Source organism: Stenotrophomonas sp. STEN033 (assembly GCF_056856655.1).
The window spans coordinates 14479-35899 of sequence record NZ_JBXFWM010000010.1 but is presented as its reverse complement, the minus strand read 5'-3'; the positions used below and the strand labels follow the sequence as shown (position 1 = coordinate 35899).

Below are 21421 nucleotides of genomic sequence, written 5' to 3'. Positions count from 1 at the left end.
CTTGTCGCTTAGATGGCGCGCAACAGCGCACGCAGGAAGGCTTTGACCTCATCGCGATAGTCGGCACTGATCCAGGCCACCACGATGATTCCAATCACGATGGCCACCGCCATCACCGCTGTTTTCCTGCTCGGCGTCATGCCAGTGCTGCTCCTGCTGTTGTCTGTGCTGCGCTACGCGCGGTATCGGCCGCCTGCCACAATTCCGACGGATCCGGTAACGGCTGCATTGCCGGCGGCTCGCTCCATACCGGGATCTCATGGTCCAGGGGGTGTTCGATGGCCGGAATGCCGTTCCAGGATGGATCGAGGAAATCCCGGCCCACGGCGACGATCTTGCGGAAGAACTCATCACCGGCCTGGATCAGTCGTTCACGTTCCTGCTGGGCACGATGAAAGCCCTGCTCCAGCACCACGTCCAATTGCCGCTCGATGGCATCGAGTGCGGACCGTGCCGGCCGAGGCCCCAGGGCCATCGCGTGGTTTTCGGCATCGCCGAACACACGCGCACTGGCTTGCACATACTCGGCCGCGACGTCCTGCAACTTCTGGCAGCGGCGTGCGTCCTGCAACAGCAGCAGATCCCACAGCGCCTGCGGCAGCGTTGTGGTTTTGCGGTCCGCTGGCGGCAAGGGTTTGGCAATACGAATAGCCTCCAGCAGCTGGGTGCGCGCGAGCTCCCGGTTGCCCGCCTGCAACAGACACCAGCCGGCCATGCGTTGCCCTTCCAGCTGGAACATCGGGTGCGGAATACTCGCCGCCGAGGTCGAGGCCTGCAGGTAGGTCTGCGCGGCGCGCTCAGGCTGCTTGGCCGTCAACCAGCAGCCCGCCTCGCCAAACCAACTCTGCGTCACCAGATCCGCACCTGCGGCATTACCGCCAAGCCTGGCACTCTCAGCCGCAGTGCGCGCATTGCGGTAGGCATTGATCGCCTGGGCGTGATCGCCGTGCTTGAGCCAGGCACCAGCCACCATCATCTGTACCACCGACTGCTGGTCATGCCACCCATTGCGCGTGGCCAGTGCCTGCGCACGCTCCGCCCGGCTGACCACCTGGGCGGGGCTACCCCGCTCGATCAACAGCACCAAGTCGGCCAGCAACTGTCGATACAACACCTCCGGCCCGCGCCCGGTGGATTGCGCCGCGGTATCGCGGGCGATGCCAAACATATCGACGTCGCCGCCGATCAGCGCGGCCACCTCCGCGTGCTTGTCCAGCAGCGGCTGCCAACGGGGATCCTCTTCGGTATCCACCAGCACCAGACGCAGCTGCGCGCTGGGCCTGGCGTTCAGCGCAGCCGAAACCCAGCGCTCGAAGCCATCACCTGGCACGTAGCGTTCGGGCTCCAGTACGGCTGCCATCAAGCGCAGATGCGCGCCGTGATGTTCGGCAAAGCTCGCCAGCACCTCGACGACACCCGCGGCAGAATCCGGATGGGTTTCGTTGGGGCCGCGCCAGCCCAGCGTTACGCCCTGCTCGCGCAACTCATCCTGGCTGCCGAGATAGCGCTCCAGCAAATCCTGCTTGATCTGCCTGCTGTAGCGGAAACCCAGTTCGTAGCGGGTATCGATGCGCAGGAAATAGTCCGGCGTATCGCGCCCTTCATCGTGCCGCTGCATCTCGAAGAAGGCCGCCAGCAGACGACTGGCATTGGCCGGCAGACGCCATATCAGCAATCGTCGGGAGGGGTCGGAACTTGCCTGCAGCCACGCCTCGCGCAAGGTAGCGAGGCCGCGCAACATGGGGGTGTCCTGCATGCTGAATCTCCGTTCTGCTTAGCAGTTGAGCTTGATCTCGCTGCCGTTGACCGAGACTCCGCTGGCATTGATCACCACTTCCGAACCACCGGCGCTGATCTTGATCTCACCCGCCGTGATCTCGATGGCGGAGGATTCGCCGACGGCTGCGATCAGTTTGGCCGCAGACGACAGGGTCATTTCCCCAGTGGAGAACTGCGAGTGGGTTTCGGTGACCCCCTGCTCGAACGTACCTTCCACCCCGATGGTGCGTGGTCCCTTGTTGGCATCCTCGACGGCGCCAGTGACTCCGCGCTTGTCCAAGCCGGTGATGCTGGTCTCGCGCCCGGCAAGGTATTGCTCGGTCACCTTTCCCTGCACCTGTTCGAGCGAGGTCGAGGTGATGGTCTGCTGCCACGTACCGGTGCGCTGGCTGATGTAGTTGCCGGTCAGCGTTGTGGTGAAGGGACCGGTGATGGTTTCGGTGTAGCCGGCGGCGAGAATGGTCTTGGTCTGACCGGTGTGATACGTCTCGCCGACCGCACCGGTGACGTCCGTGGTGCGCGTTCCGGTCACGGTGGAGGTGTCGGTACCGGTGACGGTGATCCCGCGGTTGCCGGTGACGCCGATGGTCTGGTTACCACCCACCGTCATGCTGTGATCAACCGTTACGCTGGTCGACTTGTTGTTGAGGATGCTGGCAGTCTGGTCATTGAGCACCGTGGTGACCATGTCGCGCTGCGCACGCATGTTCAGCAGTTCCCCGCCGGCACCGTCGTGCATGGTCACTTCGTTCCAGCCCGCACCCTTCACTGTCTTCGACTTCAGCCCGCTGACTTCCATACCGAATGGGGGCATGTTCTGTTCGTTGTAGACCCGACCCGTGATGATCGGACGATCCGGATCACCGTCGAGGAAGTCGACGATGACTTCCTGGCCGATGCGCGGCGGCGAAACGCCGCCCATGTCAGCACCGGCCCACGGACTGGCACTACGTATCCAGCACGAGGCATTTTCACGACGGTCCAGCTTGCGGTCCCAGTGGAACTGCACCTTCACCCGACCGTAGGCATCGGCATGCAGCTCCTCACCCGGCGGGCCGACCACGGTAGCAGTCTGTGGCCCTGGCATACGCGGCCATGGCGTCTGTCGCAAAGGACGGAAGGGAATTCGTCGGCGCAACACCTGCGCCTGCATTTCCATGCTGGGCAACTCGGCACTGGAGAAATCACTGGCGAAGTTGTTATGCCCTTCGCGCCGCATCGACACCACGAAGAACTGACGATCCACCTCGTCGCGCCCGATAAAATCCGGGTGGCGATCAAGGCTGAAGCACGCGCCAGCGGCGAGTTCGCCCGCGTTGCCTGCGCACTCGAACAGCTTGGTTGGCCAGCTGACTTCTTCATTGCGCACCGCCGCCAATGCCTCGCCGACACGACTGTTGGCAAAACGCGCCGCACCGTCGTAACGGTACTGCTCGAGCGGTGGCAACAGACCCATCGGCACCTGGTTGCCCTGGTTGCCATCGAGCTGTTGCTTGGGCTGCTTGAAATCGAAGCTGCGCAAGGTCTGTGCACTCGGCCCGACCCTGCGTCGTGCGCCCCACCGATGCAGGCCAGTACGCGCCAACGTGCCCTGATCGGAGACATAGGCAACGCTGCCCGGCTCGCCATGCACGACACTGAGCGTGGAGTCATCACTGATGACCAGCGTATGCCCCTCGTCATCATGCACGAAACTGTAGTACAGGCCGGCATCTTCCAGCAGGCGACTGACGAAGGCGAAATCCGATTCGTTGTACTGCACGCAGTACGACAATGGCGGCAGCTTGCCGGCATTGAGATCGTAGCGATAGCGTGCCAGCTGCTCGTAACCAGTAAACACTTCTTCAACGATCTCCAGGACATTCTTGTCCTGGAAGATGCGGCAGTTGCTGGTGTAATCAAGGAACGCGAACCACGGCGCGACTTCGGCGCGGTAGCTGTTGAATTGCGCCTGCTGGCCGGTGCTGGCGAACTCGCGCACATAGCCATGCACGCTGCGGCCGCCAAACTCGTCGCCGAGCAACAACCGCAACGGCTGTCCTACCAGCTGCTTCAACTCCAGCCGGGATTGGGTGGACAGCAACTCAACGTGGTAGAGAAAAGGGGCAGAGACCGACTCGTTGCCGTCGAAACGTTTGACCAGGAATGTCTCTGGTGCAAGCGCGGTCTCTACACGAACCAGGCGGCGGTCCTGGTGCAGGCGCTGCAAGCCGCCTGCTGCTGAAAGTGATTCGGCGAACATCGGGCGTTCCGTCGTCCCATGCGTGATCGAGAACCCGACTTTGCCATTGCTTTATGAAACGCGCCAGTTTTCTGACACCCATATCGGGTCTTCGAATGCTGAATTCGTAGGAATGTATTAGTGGAGGATGGCCTTCGTCACGCAGTCCTCACGCAATCAAAGCGTGGTCTGGCGTTGAACTGCGCAGATTCTGCAGTCGTTGGTTTCCGAACGACGTTTGTTGTCTGGACATTCGAGACTCGTCTTTAGCGATGTAGATCACACAAAGCTAGCTATGCAAGTACCGAAGCCCGGGTAAGCAGAGCGCACCCGGGGTCAAGGAACCAGAATTATTCGAGTTGGCCGCAAATGCCCCAGGGGCGCGCCGCTTACCGGGGCTACGCGTGGTGATGGATTTGCGGTGAAGCCTCTGCCGAGCATGGCTCGGCACTACAAGAGATACGCTTGCACCCGATCAAACGATTGCGCAGTGCTCGACTATCAGCTGGATGGCTTTGCCGCCGCGGTAGTCGTCGCTCACCAGTCGGTAGGCAAGCTGCACGTGCTGCGCGGGTGCGGTGCCAGTCCAGCCGCTGAAATGGATCGCGTTGATTCGAGCCGAACTCCCGGTCTGACGCAATACGAACTTCAGATGGCGTTCCTTGAGCACGCGCCATTCAAGTACTTCGAACACGCCATCGAACAGCGGCTCGGCAAAGCCCTGTCCAAATGGGCCGGCCAAGCGCAGCGCTTCGGCGTGCTGGAAATCCAGCTCTGCGGGAGACAACTCACCATCACTGAGCAGCTGCTGCTGCAGCAATGCCGGGTCCAGGCTGCGTTGTACCTGCTGTTCGAAGGCAAGCTTGAAAGCCTGCAGATTGGCCAACGGCAGGCTGAGCCCGGCCGCCATCGCATGACCGCCGAACTTCTCCATCAATCCCGGGTGGCTGGCGTTGATCGCGGCCAAGGCATCACGGATGTGGAAACCGCTGATCGAGCGCGCCGAACCACGCAGTGCATCAGCCCCCGGCTCGGCCGGGGCAAAGGCAATCACCGGGCGATGCAGGCGATCCTTCATCTTGGAGGCGACCAGGCCGACCACTCCCGGATGCCATTCGGCATCGAACAGGCAGGCGGCGACCGGACGTTGCATGCCGTCATCCAACAGCGCACGGGCGACGGCACGCTCGGCATCGTCGGTCATGATCTGCTGCACCGCGCGGCGTTCGGCGTTGATCTCCTCCAGCAAGGTGGCGATGTGCCGCGCCTGCGCCGGGTCTTCGGTAAGCAACAGCTCGATGCCCAGTGCCATGTCTTCCAGTCGCCCCGCCGCGTTGAGGCGGGGCGCAACGGCATACCCGATGTCGCTTGCACTGAGCCGACGCGGATCGCGACCACTTACTTCGATCAAGGCCTGCAAACCCACGCAGGCCTTGCCAGCACGCAGCCGGCGCAGGCCTGCGGAAACCAGGGCGCGGTTGTTGTCATCCAATGCCACCAGGTCGGCAACAGTGCCGACCGCCACCAGATCCAGCAAGGTCAGCAGATCAGGTTCGGGCTGCGTAGCGAATGCGGCTCGATCGCGCAGATGGCGACGCAGCGCCATCAGCACGTAGAAAATCACGCCGACGCCTGCCAATGCCTTGCTCGGGAATGCGTCGCCGTCCACGTTCGGATCGACAATTGCATCGGCCGGTGGCAATTGCTCACCCGGAAGGTGGTGATCGGTGACCAACACCTGCCAACCCAGCGCCTTTGCCGCACGCACGCCAGCATGGCAGGCAATGCCGTGATCGACCGTGACCAATACATCAGGCTGCAATGCCGCGAGCTCTGCCACCAGGGAGGGCGACAAACCGTAGCCATGCAGCATCCGGTTCGGCACCGCATGCACCACGTCACGTGCGCCAAGCATGCGCAGTCCCCGCACCCCCACCGCGCAGGCGGTAGCGCCATCGCAATCGAAGTCGCCCACGATCAGAATGCGCTTGTCACCGGCGATGGCCTCGGCCAACAGGCTTACCGCCGCCTGCATGCCACCCAGCAGTTCAGGCGCGTGCAGTTGCGCAAGTCGTGGCTGCGCCTGCTCGGGCGTGGTCGCCCCCCGTGCGGCATAGATGCGGCGCAGCAACGGCAGCGTCCCATCGTTCCAGTCGTCGGCCACGACCGCGTCACGACGAACAATCTTCAAGCTCTCACTCATCGGCCAGCGTCGAAATGGGCTTCTTCCACAGCCGCCAACGCTGCCTGCGGGTCAGGCGATAACCCGTGCCGTCCTCGAAATCCAGCTGCAATTCGCTGAGCTCACCACGCGCAAGCGCTTCGAGCAAAGGAGCGATGGCGTCACGCGTCAGCTGCTGCAGTGAACGCAACTGGCGTAGATCGACCAATGCATCCACGCTCTGCTCGCCGCCCAGGCGTACGCCGGCCATTGCAGCCAGGCCTTGCAGCAAGGCATCACGGCTACGCACCTGCGCATGTGCGGTCTGCACGGATTGTGGCAGCTTTCCCGCCCCCCAGAACCACACGGAGTTCACCGCACGCTGGCCCTGCGCGACGCGCTGTTCGTTCCAGGGGTGCTGGTGTAGTACCACCTGTGCTTCGGTGAGCAGCGCTCGCCAGCGGCGCCCGTTCTCGCCGCTCGGCAGATGGGCAAACAGGTCATCGCCGAGGACGACATCGGGTTCGGCGAACGCAGGCAATGGCGTGTCGTCCGGCAGATGCAGATACCAACGCGCCGGCGTCGGCGCATCCAACTGGTAGCCGAAACCGGCGAACAAGGGCTGCAATGCGGGCAACAAGGCATCCACATCGGCCTGTTCCAGGCGCAACGTTTCCGCCGCTGCCATCAGCCGCGCGCCCTGCATGTCCGGCACGATGTTGGCCGGATCGGCGCGCAGCCAGAAGCCATCGGCGGCGTCGCCGGCATCGGCCTGGCGGGTCAAGGCGGCAGCCGACCAGTCGGCCGGCTGCACGCTGAAGTGACGGCGCAGCTGCGCCAGTTCACCGGCTGTACCGAGCGAGCGCTCGGCACGGCCCAGGGCCGTAGCCACCTGCGCCGGCAGTTCGCCTGCCGGAAAACGGCTGCGCGCGGGCAGCAGCAGTGTGGCTTTGGCCATCGTCAGTCGAGGTATTCGACGCTGACGATTTCGTACTCACGCTGGCCAGCCGGCGCATCGATGGCGATGGCGTCGCCCTCGTTCTTGCCGATCAGGGCACGCGCCACCGGCGAGGAAATGGCGATCAAGCCCAGCTTGATGTCCGCTTCCAGGTCACCGACGATCTGGTAACGCTTCTCTTCATCGGTTTCCACGTCGGCCAGGGTCACCGTCGCGCCGAACACCACCTTGCTGCCAGCATTGAGCTTGCTGATGTCGATGACTTCCGAGTGCGACAGCTCGCCTTCCAGCTGCTTGATGCGGCCTTCGATGAAGCCCTGCTCTTCGCGTGCGGCGTGGTACTCGGCGTTTTCCTTCAGGTCACCGTGCTCGCGTGCTTCGGCGATGGCGGCAATGACCTTGGGACGCTTTTCCGACTTCAGGTGATCGAGTTCGTCACGCAGGCGCTTGGCGCCCTTCATCGTGATGGGGGCTCTCATGCATTCAACTCCTTGTGCAGTTCCTGCAACGACAACACCGGACCGGTGCCACGGAACTCCAGCGACTGTACCAGCGCCTTGGCGCCAGCAACGGTGGTGGAGTACGTGATGCGGTTCTGCAGTGCCTCGCGGCGGATCGAGAACGAGTCGTTGATCGCTGCACGACCTTCGGTCGTGTTGACGATGTAGACGATCTCGCCGTTCTTGATGCTGTCCACGATGTGCGGACGGCCTTCAACCACCTTGTTGACCACGTCGCAGGTGTAACCGTGCTGCTGCAACCAGGCAGCGGTGCCGCGGGTGGCGACCAGCGAGTAGCCACGTTCGACCAGGCCCTGCACCGCCGGCATCACGCGCTGCTTGTCTGCGTCGCGTACCGAGATGAAGACCTTGCCGACCGGCGGGGTCTTGATGCTGCCGGCTTCCTGCGCACGTGCAAACGCGGCGCTGAAGGTGCGACCAACGCCCATCACTTCACCGGTGGAGCGCATCTCCGGCCCGAGGATCGGATCGACGCCCTGGAACTTGGCGAACGGGAAGATGGCTTCCTTCACCGAGTAGTAGTTCGGCACGATTTCCTTGGTCGCGCCCTGCTCGGCCAGCGTCTTGCCGGCCATGCAGCGGGCGGCGATCTTGGCCAGCGCCATGCCGGTCGCCTTGGACACGAACGGCACGGTGCGCGAGGCACGCGGATTGACTTCCAGCAGGTAGATCACGTCCTTGCCATCGGCATCGGCCTGGATCGCGAACTGGGTGTTCATCAGGCCGACGACCTGCAGTGCCTTGGCCAGCTCGGTGACCTGGCGACGCAGTTCGGCCTGGGTTTCAGCCGACAGCGAGTACGGCGGCAGCGAGCAGGACGAGTCACCGGAGTGCACGCCGGCCTCTTCGATGTGTTCCATCACGCCGCCGATCAGGACCTTGCCGTCCTTGTCGCAGATGATGTCGACGTCGGCTTCGACTGCAGCATCGAGGAAGTGGTCCAGCAGCACCGGCGAATCGTTGGACACCTTGACCGCGTCGCGCACGTAGCGGGCCAGGTCGGCTTCGCTGTAGACGATTTCCATTGCACGGCCGCCAAGCACGTAGCTCGGGCGCACCACCAGCGGATAGCCGATTTCGCGGGCCAGCAGCAGGGCTTCCTGGTCGTTGCGGGCGATGCGGTTCGGCGGCTGCTTCAGGCCGAGCTTCTCGACCAGCTGCTGGAAACGCTCACGGTCTTCGGCCAGGTCGATGGAGTCCGGCGAGGTGCCGATCACCGGCACGCCATTGGCTTCCAGCGCACGTGCCAGCTTCAGCGGGGTCTGCCCGCCGTACTGCACGATCACGCCCTTGGGCTGCTCCAGCTCGACGATCTCCAGCACGTCTTCCAGCGTCAGCGGCTCGAAGTACAGGCGGTCGGAGGTGTCGTAGTCGGTCGAAACGGTTTCCGGGTTGCAGTTGACCATGATGGTTTCGAAACCATCCTCGCGCAGGGCGAGCGCGGCGTGCACGCAGCAGTAGTCAAACTCGATGCCCTGGCCGATGCGGTTCGGGCCACCGCCCAGGATCATGATCTTGTCACGGTTGCTCGGTGCGGCCTCGCACTCGTCCTCATAGGTCGAATACAGGTAGGCGGTACCGGTGGCGAACTCGCCGGCGCAGGAGTCAACACGCTTGTAGACCGGACGCACCTTGTGGGCGCGACGCAGCGCACGGATGGCCGCTTCGTTGGTGCCGGTCAGCTGTGCCAGGCGAGCGTCGGAGAAACCGGCGCGCTTGAGCTTGCGCAGGCGCGCTGCGTTCAGCGAATCGATGCCTTCGGCATGGACCTGCTTTTCGTCAGCGATGATCTCTTCGATCTGGTCGAGGAACCACGGGTCGATGTGCGACAGGCCGTAGATTTCTTCCACGCTCATGCCGGTGCGGAAGGCATCGCCCACGTAGAACAGACGCTCCGGGCCCGGGGCCTTGAGCTCGCGCTTCATGGTGGCGACGTCGTCGGCATTGCCCAGGTCCAGCTCGGTCGGGTCGAGGCCGACCTTGCCGGTTTCCAGGCCACGCAGCGCCTTCTGCAGCGACTCCTTGAAGGTGCGGCCCATCGCCATCACCTCGCCCACCGACTTCATCTGGGTGGTCAGGCGCGCGTCGGCGGCCGGGAACTTCTCGAAGGCAAAACGCGGAATCTTGGTGACGACGTAGTCGATGGACGGCTCGAACGAGGCCGGGGTCAGGCCGCCGGTGATTTCGTTCTTCAATTCGTCCAGGGTGTAGCCGACCGCCAGCTTGGCGGCGACTTTGGCGATCGGGAAGCCGGTGGCCTTGGAGGCAAGTGCCGAGGAACGCGACACGCGCGGGTTCATCTCGATCACCACCACGCGGCCGGTGGTCGGGCTGATGCCGAACTGCACGTTCGAACCGCCGGTATCCACGCCGATCTTGCGCAGCACGGCGATGGAGGCATCGCGCAGGCGCTGGTATTCCTTGTCGGTCAGGGTCTGTGCCGGCGCCACGGTGATCGAGTCACCGGTGTGCACGCCCATCGGATCGAGGTTCTCGATCGAGCAGACGATGATGCAGTTGTCCGCGGTGTCGCGAACCACTTCCATCTCGAATTCCTTCCAGCCCAGCACCGATTCTTCCACCAGCACTTCGGTGGTCGGCGACAGTTCCAGGCCACGGCCGACGATCTCGATCAGCTCTTCGCGGTTGTAGGCGATGCCGCCGCCGCTGCCGCCGAGGGTGAAGGACGGACGGATGATGGTCGGGTAGCCAACGCGGGTCTGGATTTCGAGCGCCTCTTCCAGCGTGTGGGCGACGGCGGCGGTCGGGCATTCCAGACCGATCTCACCCATCGCCACGCGGAACAGCTCGCGGTCTTCGGCCATGCGGATGGCTTCGCGCTTGGCACCGATCAGCTCGACGTTGTACTTCTCCAGCACGCCGTGGTCAGCCAGGTCCAGCGCGCAGTTCAGCGCGGTCTGGCCGCCCATGGTCGGCAGCAGCGCGTCGGGGCGCTCCTTGTCGATGATCTTCTCGACCGTCTGCCAGTTGATCGGCTCGATGTAGACGGCGTCGGCCATCTCCGGGTCGGTCATGATCGTGGCCGGGTTGGAGTTCACCAACACCACGCGGTAACCCTCGTCACGCAGCGCCTTGCACGCCTGCGCGCCGGAGTAGTCGAACTCACAGGCTTGGCCGATGACGATCGGGCCGGCGCCGATGATCAGGATGGTTTTTAGGTCGGTGCGCTTTGGCATTTTCTTCTCTAAGTCAGTACAGCGTGTCTGGGGGAAGTGATCGCACGCTGTCGATCAGGAAAACTCTTCTGGATCAATCGTGACACCGCATTGGCTCTGGATGCGCTCGCTCATGCGTAGCGGCAGGCCATCGGGCATGTCGCCCAGCTCCGCAAGCACGGCGCCCAATGCTTCATAGGAGCCGCTGGCCATGAACTCACCTACCTGCTTGCGCTCCAGCTCACTGGGCTCGCCTTCGAACTCGGCAGGCAACGCCGTGCCGTACATCATCTGGCGCTGGCTGGCGACCATGCGCTTGCCACCCTGGCTGGAATAGAACGTCTGCCAGCGCTTGAGGTGCTGCTGCCCATCGTTGCCAAGCTTGGCGACCAGGCGATCCACCAGTGCTTCATTCAGCACCTCGCCGATCGGCGTGGCCATGCATTCGCGTTGTGCTGCTGGAAACTGCTGGAAGAGCGCGACACTGGCCAGCATGGACGTGGCCGCATCATTGCCCATGCGTTCGAAGCCGGTCAGCGGCAGCAGATCGCGGATCTCCTGCGCGGTCACTGGCGCCGCGCTGGCCACCGAGGTGGCCAGCAGCGCCGGCAACATCAGCCAGCGCGCCTTGCTCACGCCTTGGCCCCTTCCATCAGGGTGATGAAGCGGTCGAACAATGGTGCCACGTCACGCGGACCCGGCGAAGCTTCCGGGTGGCCCTGGAAGGAGAACGCCGGCGCATCTGTCAGCGCGATGCCCTGGATGGTCTGGTCGAACAGCGAGCGGTGGGTGACCCGCACATTCGCCGGCAGCACGCTTTCGTCGATGGCGAAGCCGTGGTTCTGCGAGGTGATCATCACCCGACCGTCGTCGATGTCCTGCACCGGGTGGTTGGCACCGTGGTGGCCGTGGCCCATCTTCATGGTCTTGGCGCCTGCGGCCAGGCCCAACAGCTGGTGGCCCAGGCAGATACCGAAGGTCGGGATCTTCTGCTCGACGAAGGTCTTGATCGCGCTGATGGCGTAATCGCAGGGTTCCGGATCGCCCGGGCCATTGGACAGGAACACGCCGTCCGGCTTCAGCGCCAGCACTTCGGCAGCGGGCGTCTGGGCAGGCACCACGGTCAACTCGCAGCCGCGCTCGGCCAGCATGCGCAGGATGTTGGTCTTCACGCCGAAGTCGTAGGCCACAACCTTGAACTTCGGTTCGGCGCGCACGAATTCGTTGCGGTCCAGGTCCAGCTGGCCGTCGGTCCAACCGTAGGACTTGTCGGTGCTGACCACCTTGGCCAGATCCATGCCCTTCAGGCCGGGGAACTTGCGGGCGGCTTCCAGCGCCTTCTCGACATCGATGTCGGGGCCAGCCATCAGCGCGCCGTTCTGGGCGCCGCGCTCACGCAGGATGCGGGTCAGCTTGCGGGTATCGATGCCGGAGATCGCCACCACGCCGCGCTGGATCAACCAATCCTGCAGCGACACCTGGTTGCGCCAGTTGCTCGGGCGACGCGGCACATCGCGAACGATCAGGCCCGATGCCCATACCTTGGAGGCTTCGTCGTCCTGGTCGTTCATACCGGTGTTGCCGATATGTGGGTACGTCAGGGTGATCATCTGCCGGGCGTAGGACGGATCGGTCAGCATTTCCTGGTAACCGGTCATGGCGGTGTTGAACACCACCTCACCCACGGATAGGCCGGGCGCGCCTACGGATTCGCCCTCGAATACGGTGCCGTCTTCGAGCACGAGAATTGCGGCTTGGGTCACGGGAATCTCACTTTGGCTACCGGGGGACTCCGAAGCCACGCCTGCGTTCACGGTCAAAAACCGGTTGCAAAAAAGCGCGGACGGCGGTCTGGGAACCGGTCCGGCTAACGTGTTTCGGCGAGCCGGAATTGTAAAGGCAAGGGGGCACCAACGCCAGCGCCCCGTGCGCTTTCCTTCAGCTGTTCAGTGGTTACAAAAGCCACGTTCCAGACGAAATGTGTTCCGCATTAAGCAATTTCAGGCCTGCTCGGACGTCCCGACCAAGTCCCTCACCCGGTATTGCCCCGGACTGCGCTGGCGCAGCTGCTTGGCCGCATGCAGTGCCCCACGCGCAAAAATGTCCCGATTGGTGGCCCGATGGACCAGCTCCACCCGCTCGCCGAGCCCTGTGAACTGGACGAAGTGCTCGCCGATGATGTCGCCAGCACGCAGACTGGCATAACGCGGTTCCGCGCCGCCGTGCTGGGCCGACTCCCCCAGTGTCAACGCAGTACCGGAGGGGGCGTCCTTCTTGTGCACGTGATGGGACTCGATGATGTCGCAGTCCCAGCCCGGCAATGCCGCCGCTGCCCGCTCCACCAGTTCGGCCAACACGGCGACACCCAGGCTGAAATTGGTCGCCCACACCAGGGGGATGCCGCCCGCGGCTGCGACCAGCGCCGCCTGCTGCACATCACTGATGCCGGTTGTGCCGGAGACCAGCCCCACACCACGCTCCACGCACAGCGCCAGGATCGGATCGAAACCTTCGGGCAGGCTGAAATCGATCGCCACATCAAAGGCCGGCACCCCGGACAGCTCGCTGGCAGCGAAATGCGGGATGCCCTCGATCACGCGTTGTGCCGGCGGTTTGCGCACTACTGCGGCCACCACCTGCAACGAGGAGTCTTCTGCCGCCAGACGCAGCAGGGCTTGGCCCATGCGCCCGGAGGCACCGTGGATCAGCAAACGGGTTGGAGTCGTATTCATGCCCGCACGCTAACGCCTCGGATGCCCAACACACAAGCGCACAGCGCGCGTTTACATCCTGCCGACGTGGGTGGTGGCGCGACTGCCAGTGACGTAAGTGCGCCAACGACTGCGCTCCACGGTGTCACGCCCCCGGCTGACCATGCGAATGCCAGCCATTTCGACAATGGCCGAAACCTCGACCTCAGCCGAACGACCATCGCTGGCTATGCTGATGCTGTCTACCTTCTGCTCGTAACGCAGCGGCATGCGACCGCCAAAGGCTTCCCGGAACTGGCGCAGTTGGCCCATGCTCTCCACCAGCCAAGCACAGTACTGCGCCCTGTCGTAGCGCTGTTCGACCTGCTCGGTTTCGGTCTTGGTGATCGTAGTCTGCACGTAATCCTTTGACAGCATCTCGCACAGCGGCTTGTCATCAGCCGCCGCCAGCGCCTGATCGGCGCGCAGGTAAAGAGCGCGCACCTGCGATTCCGTGATCTTGTTGCCGCCATGCAGATAGATCGATCCGCCCACGGCCAGCACCACCACCAGCCCCACAACGCCAAGCAATGACCTCATGCCTTTCCCCCTGTTTGCTTCCTGCAATCGCCGCAGTGTACAGCCCGCACGCGCCGTGTAGCCAAGCCCTGCCCCGCTGCCAACGAGGCAGGCAGCAAGGCGGAATTGCCCGGCACTGCGCGGACAGGATTCAAGCCCGGGCAAGCGCAGGATCGTAGCCGGATAAGCGCAGCGCACCGGGGGGCGAGGATCGCCTGACCTTTCAGCTGTCAGCCAAGAGCCCCGGGTGCGCTTGGCTCGCCCGGACCACGACACTGTCAAATTCGGCCTTCACTACAGCGTGTCGCCCGATCATCCCGTCCGCGAATGCAACAACGCCGGGGTTCCCCGGCGTCGTCCACGTGTTCAATGCTGCTTGGGCTCGCTTGGTCCGCAGCTGTTGCAGCCACCACAGGCACCGCCGCTATTGGTCGCCGGTGGCGCCAATCGGCGCCCCCAGGCCTGCAACCGCGGCGAACGCTGCGGCCTGACCAGCCATAGCGCCAGCAGGCCTCGCAGTTTGCGCAATACGCCCGGGAACTGCTTCTTCAGCACCACCCAGGCACTGACCAACACCGCCACAGCGATGATCAGGTACTGAAGCAGCAGCCCCTTGTCCATCAGCCCGCCCCCAAGGCCACGGCGACCTGGTAGGTCACAAATGCCGCCAGATACGCCGCACCAAACAGGTAAACGGTGGCAAACGCCATCTGCTTCCACGAGTTGGTCTCACGCTTGATCGTGGCCAGGGTGGAGATACACATCGGCGCGTAGATGAACCACACCATCAGCGACAAGCCGGTCGCCAGGCTCCAGCCATCGCTGATCACCGGGGTCAGTGCCTGGATGGCTGCGTCGTCATCGGCCGCCGACAAGGCATAGATCGTAGCCAGCGAAGACACCGCCACCTCGCGCGCGCCCATGCCCGGAATCAAGGCAATGCAGATCTGCCAGTTGAAACCCAGTGGGGCGAAGATCACCGCCATCGCATGACCGATCTGGCCGGCGAAGCTGTAATCGATGGCCGGCATCGTCGCATTCTCCGGCGCACCCGGGTAGGACAGCAGGAACCACAGCAGGATGGTCAGCGACAGGATGATGCCGCCCACGCGCTTGAGGAAGATCATCGCGCGCTCGTACAGACCCACCAGCAGGTCGCGCGGATTGGGCAGGCGGTAGGACGGCAGCTCCAGCATCAAGGGGTGCTCGCTCTTGTCGCGACGGAACTTCTTCATCGTCCACGACATCACCAGTGCACTGAGGATGCCGGCCACATACAGGGCGAACAACACCAGCCCCTGCTGGTTGAACACGCCCCACACGGTCTTGGCCGGGATGAAGGCACCAATCAGCAGCGCATACACCGGCAGGCGCGCCGAGCAGGTCATCAGCGGCGCCACCAGGATGGTGGCCAGGCGATCCCGCGGATCCTGGATCGAGCGGGTGGACATGATGCCCGGCACCGCGCAAGCGAAACTCGACAGCAGCGGGATGAACGAGCGCCCGGACAAACCGGCCGAGGCCATCATCCGATCCAGCAGGAAGGCAGCGCGCGGCAGATAGCCCGACTCCTCCAATGCCAGGATGAAGGCAAACAGGATCAGGATCTGCGGCAGGAACACCAGCACGCCGCCGACACCGGCAATGATGCCGTCCACCAGCAGGCTGCTCAGCGGCCCTTCCGGCAGCTTCTCCGCCACCACCGGCCCCAGCCAGCCAAAGGCTGCCTCGATGCCATCCATCAATGGCGTCGCCCAGGCATACACCGCCTGGAAGATCAGGAACATCACCACCGCCAGGGTCAGCAGGCCGTAGATCGGGTGCAGCAACCAGCGGTCCAACGCGTCATCCACCTTGGCGGTGGGCGCTGGCATGCGCACGGCCGACGCCAGGATATCGCGCACCTGCACGTGGTAGTCCGTACCGGGCTCAACCGCATGTACCGGCATGGCGTCCAGCTGCGGCATCAGCGTATCGATGCGCTCGACCAGCGCGCGTGCCCCGTTGTGGCGCACCGCGACGGTTTCCACCACCGGCACGCCCAGCGCCTTCTCCAGCGCCGGCACGTCGATCTCGATGCCGCGCTTGCGTGCTGCATCGACCATGTTCAGCGCCACCACCATCGGCTTGCCGAGCTCGCGCACTTCCAGCGCGAAGCGCAGGTGCAGGCGCAGGTTGGTGGCGTCGATCACGCAGATCAGCGCATCCGGGGCAGCTTCGCCCGGGTAGAAGCCCCGGCACAGATCGCGGGTGATGGCCTCATCCAGGCTGGCCGGATGCAGGCTGTAGGCGCCGGGCAGATCCAGCACCGCGTATTCCTGCCCGGACGGTCCGCGCATGCGGCCTTCCTTGCGCTCCACGGTGACGCCGGTGTAATTGGCCACCTTCTGGCGGCTGCCGGTGAGCTGGTTGAACAGTGCGGTCTTGCCGCTGTTCGGGTTACCTACCAGCGCCAGCCGGGCGATCGCGGTACTCATGCCTGTGCTCCCTGTGCGCTGACCTGGACCCGTGCGGCCTCGCTACGACGCAGCGCAAAACGGGTGAAGCCCACCTGGAACAGCAGCGGTTCACCGCCCACCGGGCCACGTGCGACCAAGCGGACCTCCTCCCCGTTCACAAAGCCGAGTTCGCGCAGACGACGCGCAATGGCATCGTTCGCATGCAGGTCCTGAACGCTTTCCACCCGCGCTGAAGCATGCAGCGGCAAATCTGACAACGTCACTGAATGGGCGCCTATGTAGAGTTGATAAGAATGGTTATCAATTCTAGCATCGCCGCGCTGCGTCATGGCGTCCCACCCCTGCACCGCTATGATTCGCCGGATTTCCGTTAAAACAGGCATTACCTAATGAGCGATGCACTGCTCGTGCAGCAGCAGGGCGCGATAGCGACCCTTTCGATGAACCGACCGGACCTGCACAACGCCTTCGACGCGGCACTGATCCAGTCGTTGACCGAGACCTTGTCCAGTCTGGGCGCCGACCCGGGCGTTCGAGCCGTGGTACTGGCAAGTACCGGCCCGTCCTTCTCCGCCGGTGCCGACCTGCAGTGGATGCGGGCGATGGCCACCGCCAGCCAGGAGGAGAATCGCATCGACTCACTGGCACTGGCTGGGCTGATGCGCACCCTCGACGAACTGCCCAAGCCGACCATCGCCCGTGTACAGGGCGCCGCCTTCGGTGGCGGCGTCGGCCTGGTGGCCTGCTGCGACATCGCCATTGCCGCTGACAGCGCGCGCTTCGGGCTGACCGAAAGCCGGCTCGGCCTGCTGCCCGCGGTCATCTCTCCTTACGTGATTGCGGCAATCGGCCCGCGCCAGGCACGTCGCTGGTTCGCCACCGGCGAGCATTTCGACGCCCTTACCGCACAGCAGATGGGCCTGGTCCACCAGGTAGTGGCCGCCGATGCCTTGGACGCCGCCGTGCAGACCCAGCTCAACCTGCTGGGCAAGGCCGGTCCGATTGCCGCCGCATCAGCCAAGGTATTGGTCCGCGAGGTCCATGCCGCCGGGGGTGACCGCGACGGACTGGACCGCGCCAATGCGGGCCTGATTGCCGCCCTGCGCGCCTCCGATGAGGGCCGCGAAGGGCTGTCGGCCTTCCTTGAGAAGCGCCCCCCGCGCTGGGTGGCGAAGTAATCTGCGCTCCAGCCCAACCCGCGCCCTCTTCCAGCCAAAGACCGCTCCATGAATGATTTCGTCCGCATTGTCGAAGTAGGCCCGCGTGACGGCCTGCAGAATGAGAAACAGCAGGTCGCCACCGCCGACAAGATCGAATTGATCGACCGGCTCTCGGCTACCGGCCTGCGCAGCATCGAAGCCACCAGCTTCGTCAGTCCGAAATGGGTGCCGCAGCTGGCCGACGCCGCCGAGGTATTTACCGGTATCCAGCGCAAGCCCGGCGTCAGTTACCCGGTACTGGTGCCGAACGAACAGGGTTACGAACGTGCCCTGGCGGTAGGCGTCAGCGAGGTTGCCGTGTTCACTGCGGCATCGGAGCAGTTCAACCGCACCAATACCAATGCCGGCATCGACGAGTCGCTGCAGCGCTTCGAGCCGATCCTGGCCCGTGCCAAGGCTGATGGCGTGCGCGTGCGCGGCTATGTCTCCACGGTACTGGGCTGCCCCTACCAGGGCGAAGTGCCGTTGGCCGACGTGGTCCGCGTGGCTGCTCGCCTGCACGCCATGGGCTGCTATGAAATATCACTGGGCGACACCATCGGTGTCGGTACCCCGCACAAGGCCCGCGCGATGCTGCAGGCGGTGGCTGCCGAAGTGCCGGTGACCGCCCTGGCGGTGCATTTCCATGACACCTATGGCCAAGCCTTGGCCAATATCGCCAGCTGCCTGGAGGAAGGCGTGCGAGTGGTGGACTCGGCGGTGGCCGGCACCGGCGGCTGCCCCTATGCGCGCGGCGCCAGTGGTAATGTCGCCAGCGAAGATGTTATTTACATGCTGCACGGCATGGGGATGCGTACCGGCGTGGATCTGCCGGCGTTGGCCGCTACGGGGAACTGGCTCGCAGAACGACTGGGCCGGCAGACAGGCAGCAAGACAGGCAGGGCTTTGACAGTGTCATGACCGGAACCAGCCAGCTGGGTGTATCTGACGACGGCGATCATCGCGCCGCGCATGTCGACGCGCTGGCTGGACTGGAACATGCATTGCAGCAGCCGCTGCCACTGGCCCTGCAACAGGCGCTGCTGGCTGCACGCTCGGCCTTGACCGAGGCCATGGCCGAGCGGCGCGTTGCCCAACGCCGTTATGCCGCGCTGTTCGACGCGGTACCCGACCCGGTCAGCATCCTCAGCGCCACCGGCGTGGTGCTGGACGTCAACAGCGCCGGGGTCCGTGCCTATGGCCGCACCCGCGAAGCGATCGTCGGCCAGCCCATCGAACTGCTCAATCCGGACCTGCCTGCCGACCACCTGGAGCCGGTCTGGGAAACCCTCAATCGTGGCGAAACCTACGTGGTGGAAGTCACCAACATGCGCGGCGATGGCAGCCGTTTCCCGGTGGAAGTGCACTCGGCCACCATCGAACACGATGGCGAACACTGCATCGTTGCCGTCGCCCGCGACCTGAGCCGGCGCTGGCAGGCCGAAACCCGCTATCGCCTGCTGCTGGAGTCCATCGACAAGGGGGTGATGTTGTTTGATCGCCACCTCGGCATCATCTCGGCCAACCCTGCCGCACACCGCATCTTCAACCTGGGCAGCGCTGCCCCGGCCAAGGTGCCACTGAACAATGACGAGTGGATCAGTGTCGATGAGCATGGCCGGCGCCTCCGCCCCGAGCAATGGCCGGTAAGCCGCGCCTTCGCCGAAGGCCGGATCATTCCCAGCACCATCATCGGCCTGTACCACCGCCCCAACGGGCGGATGATCTGGATATCGATCACCACGGTACCGGTGTTCTCGGCGGGCTGCGACCTGCCGGACCACGTGTTCTGCCTGTTCAGTGACATCACCGAACTCAAGCGCGACCACGCCTTGTTTGACCGCGCCCAATCGCTGGCCCATATCGGTGGCTGGGAGTGGGACCGTGGCCAGCAGCACCTGTACCTCACCGGCGAAGCGCAGCGCATCCTGGGCCAGCAATCGGCGCCAACCGATCTGGATCAACTGCTGGCCTGCCTGAACAGCCTGTCGCGGCTGCAACTGCAGGAGGCAATGGAACAGGTGGTCGAGCAACACACCGGCTTTGAACTGGAACTGCAAGGCCAGCGCGCCAGTGGCCACAGCTTCTGGGTACGGATGATCGGCGAGGTCGAGCCCGGCGACCTCGCCTCCACCCGCATCGCCGGTACCTTGCAGGACATCACCGAGCCCAAGCACGCCGAGCAGACCCTCAAGAACCAGGCGCGTACCGACCCCCTGACCGGCATCATGAACCGCGACGCGGCACTCACCGACCTCGAAGCGCGGCTGGGCAATCCCTCGCACGCCGAAGTGGCAGTGCTCTACATCGACCTGGACCGCTTCAAGACCGTCAACGATGTGCTTGGCCACAACGCCGGCGACCTGCTGCTGATCGAAGCCACCCGCCGCATCGCCGACGCCATTGGTACCGAAGGTTTGCTGGCACGCTTTGGCGGCGATGAATTCGTTGTCACCTGCGACGCCCGCGACCTGCCCGGACGCCCGGAGAAACTGGCCGAGGCGATCACCCGCGCCTTCATCCCCCCCTTCCAATTCGGCAAGGACGAGTTCCCGGTCACCACCAGCATCGGCATCGCCCGCGCGCCCAGGGACGGCGTGCGCCCGCAGCAGCTGATCCAGAACGCCGACCTTGCCATGTACGAATGCAAGCGGCGCGATCGCAATGGCTGGCAGCTGTTCTCGCCGGAGCTGGCGCGTCGCCAGCGCGACCGCCTGCAGATCGAGCGACGCCTGCGCAAAGCCCTGGACCGTGACGAATTCCGGCTGGTCTACCAACCGCAGGTCGACCTGCGCAGCGGCCAGATCATCGCCTGCGAAGCGCTGATCCGCTGGCGCAACCGCCAGCTGGGGGAGCTGCGCCCGGACATCTTCATCAGCCATGCGGAGAACACCGGCGACATCGTCCGCATCGGCGAATGGGTGCTGCATCAGGCCTGCCGGCAGGTCCGCGAATGGCAGCGCGAAGGCCTGGGCCTGATGCGGGTGGCAATCAATGTCTCCTACCGCCAGTTCAGTGGCGACCGCCTGGCCCGCCAGGTGCGTGAGGTGCTGGACCACTATCACCTGCCCGGCAGCGCGCTGGAGCTGGAGTTCACCGAGCGGGTACTGATCGAGGATGCCCCGGCTACCTTGCGCACCTTTGCCGAGCTGCGCGCGATGGGCGTGGTATTGACCATCGATGACTTCGGCGAGGGCTATAGCGCGCTCAACTACCTGCGCACCCTGCCCATCCACGGCCTCAAGCTCAGCCAGCTGTTCATCAGTGGCGTGCCCGACAATCCCTCCGATGTCGCTGTCTGCGAGGCTGTCTGCGGCATTGCCCGCAGCCTTGGCCTGGGACTGGTGGCCGAAGGCATCGAATCCGAAGCGCAGCGCCAGTTCCTGCTTGGGCTCGGCGTGCCGGTTGGCCAGGGCTTCCTGTTCGCCCCCGGCCTGTCGCCGCCTGACTTCAGCCGACGACTGACCCGGGCTGAGCTGGCAGGCCCCACACCTCACGTCTGACCGCCGTAGCCAGACAGGGACAGGCAACGACCCTGTAGCGCGGGTAAGCGCAGCGCACCCAGGGCTCCCGGCAGCAAATTCAGGCCCCCCAGTATCCCGTTCCCCGGGTGCGCTGCGCTTACCCGGGCTACCTAGACGGCGAGGACAGGAAGTAATGCCTCATGGTCACGCTGGA

The 21421-nt window shown here is 64.3% G+C and carries 17 protein-coding genes; 3 read left to right on the top strand and 14 right to left on the bottom strand.

The features are described from left to right. Nucleotides 1–8: 8 nt before the first annotated feature. The 14 genes from AC1VXC_RS05575 to AC1VXC_RS05510 all read right to left on the bottom strand — a co-directional run bounded on the left by AC1VXC_RS05575 (nt 9) and on the right by AC1VXC_RS05510 (nt 16807). Complete coding sequence (locus tag AC1VXC_RS05575; protein ID WP_275452865.1) at nt 9–140, bottom strand: hypothetical protein; 132 nt, start codon at nt 138–140, stop codon at nt 9–11. Continuing rightward, nucleotides 137–1756 carry a hypothetical protein gene (locus AC1VXC_RS05570; protein ID WP_481539080.1) on the bottom strand — a complete coding sequence of 540 codons (1620 nt, stop codon included), beginning with the start codon at nt 1754–1756 and terminating at the stop codon, nt 137–139. The genes AC1VXC_RS05575 and AC1VXC_RS05570 overlap by 4 nt, the downstream gene beginning before the upstream one ends. Before the next feature lie 18 nt (nt 1757–1774). After that, the gene (locus AC1VXC_RS05565; protein WP_481539079.1) at nt 1775–4021 is read right to left on the bottom strand and encodes a type VI secretion system Vgr family protein; all 2247 of its coding nucleotides are present in this window, start codon (nt 4019–4021) and stop codon (nt 1775–1777) included. A 454-nt stretch (nt 4022–4475) separates the two neighbouring features. Then, on the bottom strand, nt 4476–6203 hold the full coding sequence (gene recJ / locus AC1VXC_RS05560) for a single-stranded-DNA-specific exonuclease RecJ (RefSeq protein ID WP_481539078.1): 1728 nt from the start codon (nt 6201–6203) through the stop codon (nt 4476–4478). After that, the gene (locus tag AC1VXC_RS05555) at nt 6196–7119 is read right to left on the bottom strand and encodes a phosphoglycerate mutase (RefSeq protein ID WP_313171885.1); all 924 of its coding nucleotides are present in this window, start codon (nt 7117–7119) and stop codon (nt 6196–6198) included. Before AC1VXC_RS05555 ends, recJ begins: the two co-directional genes overlap by 8 nt. Nucleotides 7120–7121: 2 nt before the next feature. Then, nucleotides 7122–7586 (bottom strand): transcription elongation factor GreA, encoded by a 465-nt coding sequence (greA, locus tag AC1VXC_RS05550; protein WP_481526841.1) that lies wholly within the window; start codon nt 7584–7586, stop codon nt 7122–7124. Between the two features lie 8 nt (nt 7587–7594). Continuing rightward, a complete protein-coding gene (gene carB, locus AC1VXC_RS05545) occupies nt 7595–10837 on the bottom strand; it encodes a carbamoyl-phosphate synthase large subunit (protein WP_481539077.1) in 3243 nt (1080 codons plus the stop codon). A 54-nt stretch (nt 10838–10891) separates the two neighbouring features. Continuing rightward, a complete protein-coding gene (locus tag AC1VXC_RS05540) occupies nt 10892–11452 on the bottom strand; it encodes a DUF2059 domain-containing protein (RefSeq protein ID WP_481526822.1) in 561 nt (186 codons plus the stop codon). Continuing rightward, nucleotides 11449–12579: a glutamine-hydrolyzing carbamoyl-phosphate synthase small subunit gene (gene carA / locus AC1VXC_RS05535; RefSeq protein WP_313171879.1), complete on the bottom strand. Its 1131-nt coding sequence runs from the start codon at nt 12577–12579 to the stop codon at nt 11449–11451. Before carA ends, AC1VXC_RS05540 begins: the two co-directional genes overlap by 4 nt. Before the next feature lie 237 nt (nt 12580–12816). Further along, nucleotides 12817–13548 (bottom strand): 4-hydroxy-tetrahydrodipicolinate reductase, encoded by a 732-nt coding sequence (gene dapB, locus AC1VXC_RS05530; RefSeq protein WP_313171877.1) that lies wholly within the window; start codon nt 13546–13548, stop codon nt 12817–12819. A 51-nt stretch (nt 13549–13599) separates the two neighbouring features. After that, nucleotides 13600–14106 (bottom strand): hypothetical protein, encoded by a 507-nt coding sequence (locus AC1VXC_RS05525; RefSeq protein WP_481539076.1) that lies wholly within the window; start codon nt 14104–14106, stop codon nt 13600–13602. 345 nt (nt 14107–14451) lie between these two features. After that, nucleotides 14452–14706, bottom strand: coding sequence for a DUF6587 family protein (locus AC1VXC_RS05520; RefSeq protein ID WP_313171873.1), 255 nt, complete (start codon nt 14704–14706; stop codon nt 14452–14454). Continuing rightward, nucleotides 14706–16562 carry a ferrous iron transport protein B gene (feoB, locus tag AC1VXC_RS05515; protein WP_481539075.1) on the bottom strand — a complete coding sequence of 619 codons (1857 nt, stop codon included), beginning with the start codon at nt 16560–16562 and terminating at the stop codon, nt 14706–14708. The genes AC1VXC_RS05520 and feoB overlap by 1 nt, the downstream gene beginning before the upstream one ends. Further along, nucleotides 16559–16807 carry a FeoA family protein gene (locus AC1VXC_RS05510; RefSeq protein WP_313171925.1) on the bottom strand — a complete coding sequence of 83 codons (249 nt, stop codon included), beginning with the start codon at nt 16805–16807 and terminating at the stop codon, nt 16559–16561. The genes feoB and AC1VXC_RS05510 overlap by 4 nt, the downstream gene beginning before the upstream one ends. Nucleotides 16808–16933: 126 nt before the next feature. Here AC1VXC_RS05510 and AC1VXC_RS05505 point away from each other — a divergent pair, with 126 nt between their 5' ends. Genes AC1VXC_RS05505 through AC1VXC_RS05495 form a run of 3 tightly spaced genes read left to right on the top strand, consistent with a single transcriptional unit; the run spans nt 16934 to nt 21246 of the window. Continuing rightward, entirely contained in the window at nt 16934–17722 is a 789-nt protein-coding gene (locus AC1VXC_RS05505) for an enoyl-CoA hydratase-related protein (RefSeq protein WP_481539074.1), read from the top strand. Between the two features lie 48 nt (nt 17723–17770). Then, on the top strand, nt 17771–18664 hold the full coding sequence (locus AC1VXC_RS05500; protein WP_481539073.1) for a hydroxymethylglutaryl-CoA lyase: 894 nt from the start codon (nt 17771–17773) through the stop codon (nt 18662–18664). Continuing rightward, a complete protein-coding gene (locus tag AC1VXC_RS05495; RefSeq protein WP_313492756.1) occupies nt 18661–21246 on the top strand; it encodes a sensor domain-containing protein in 2586 nt (861 codons plus the stop codon). Before AC1VXC_RS05500 ends, AC1VXC_RS05495 begins: the two co-directional genes overlap by 4 nt. Nucleotides 21247–21421: the final 175 nt, after the last annotated feature.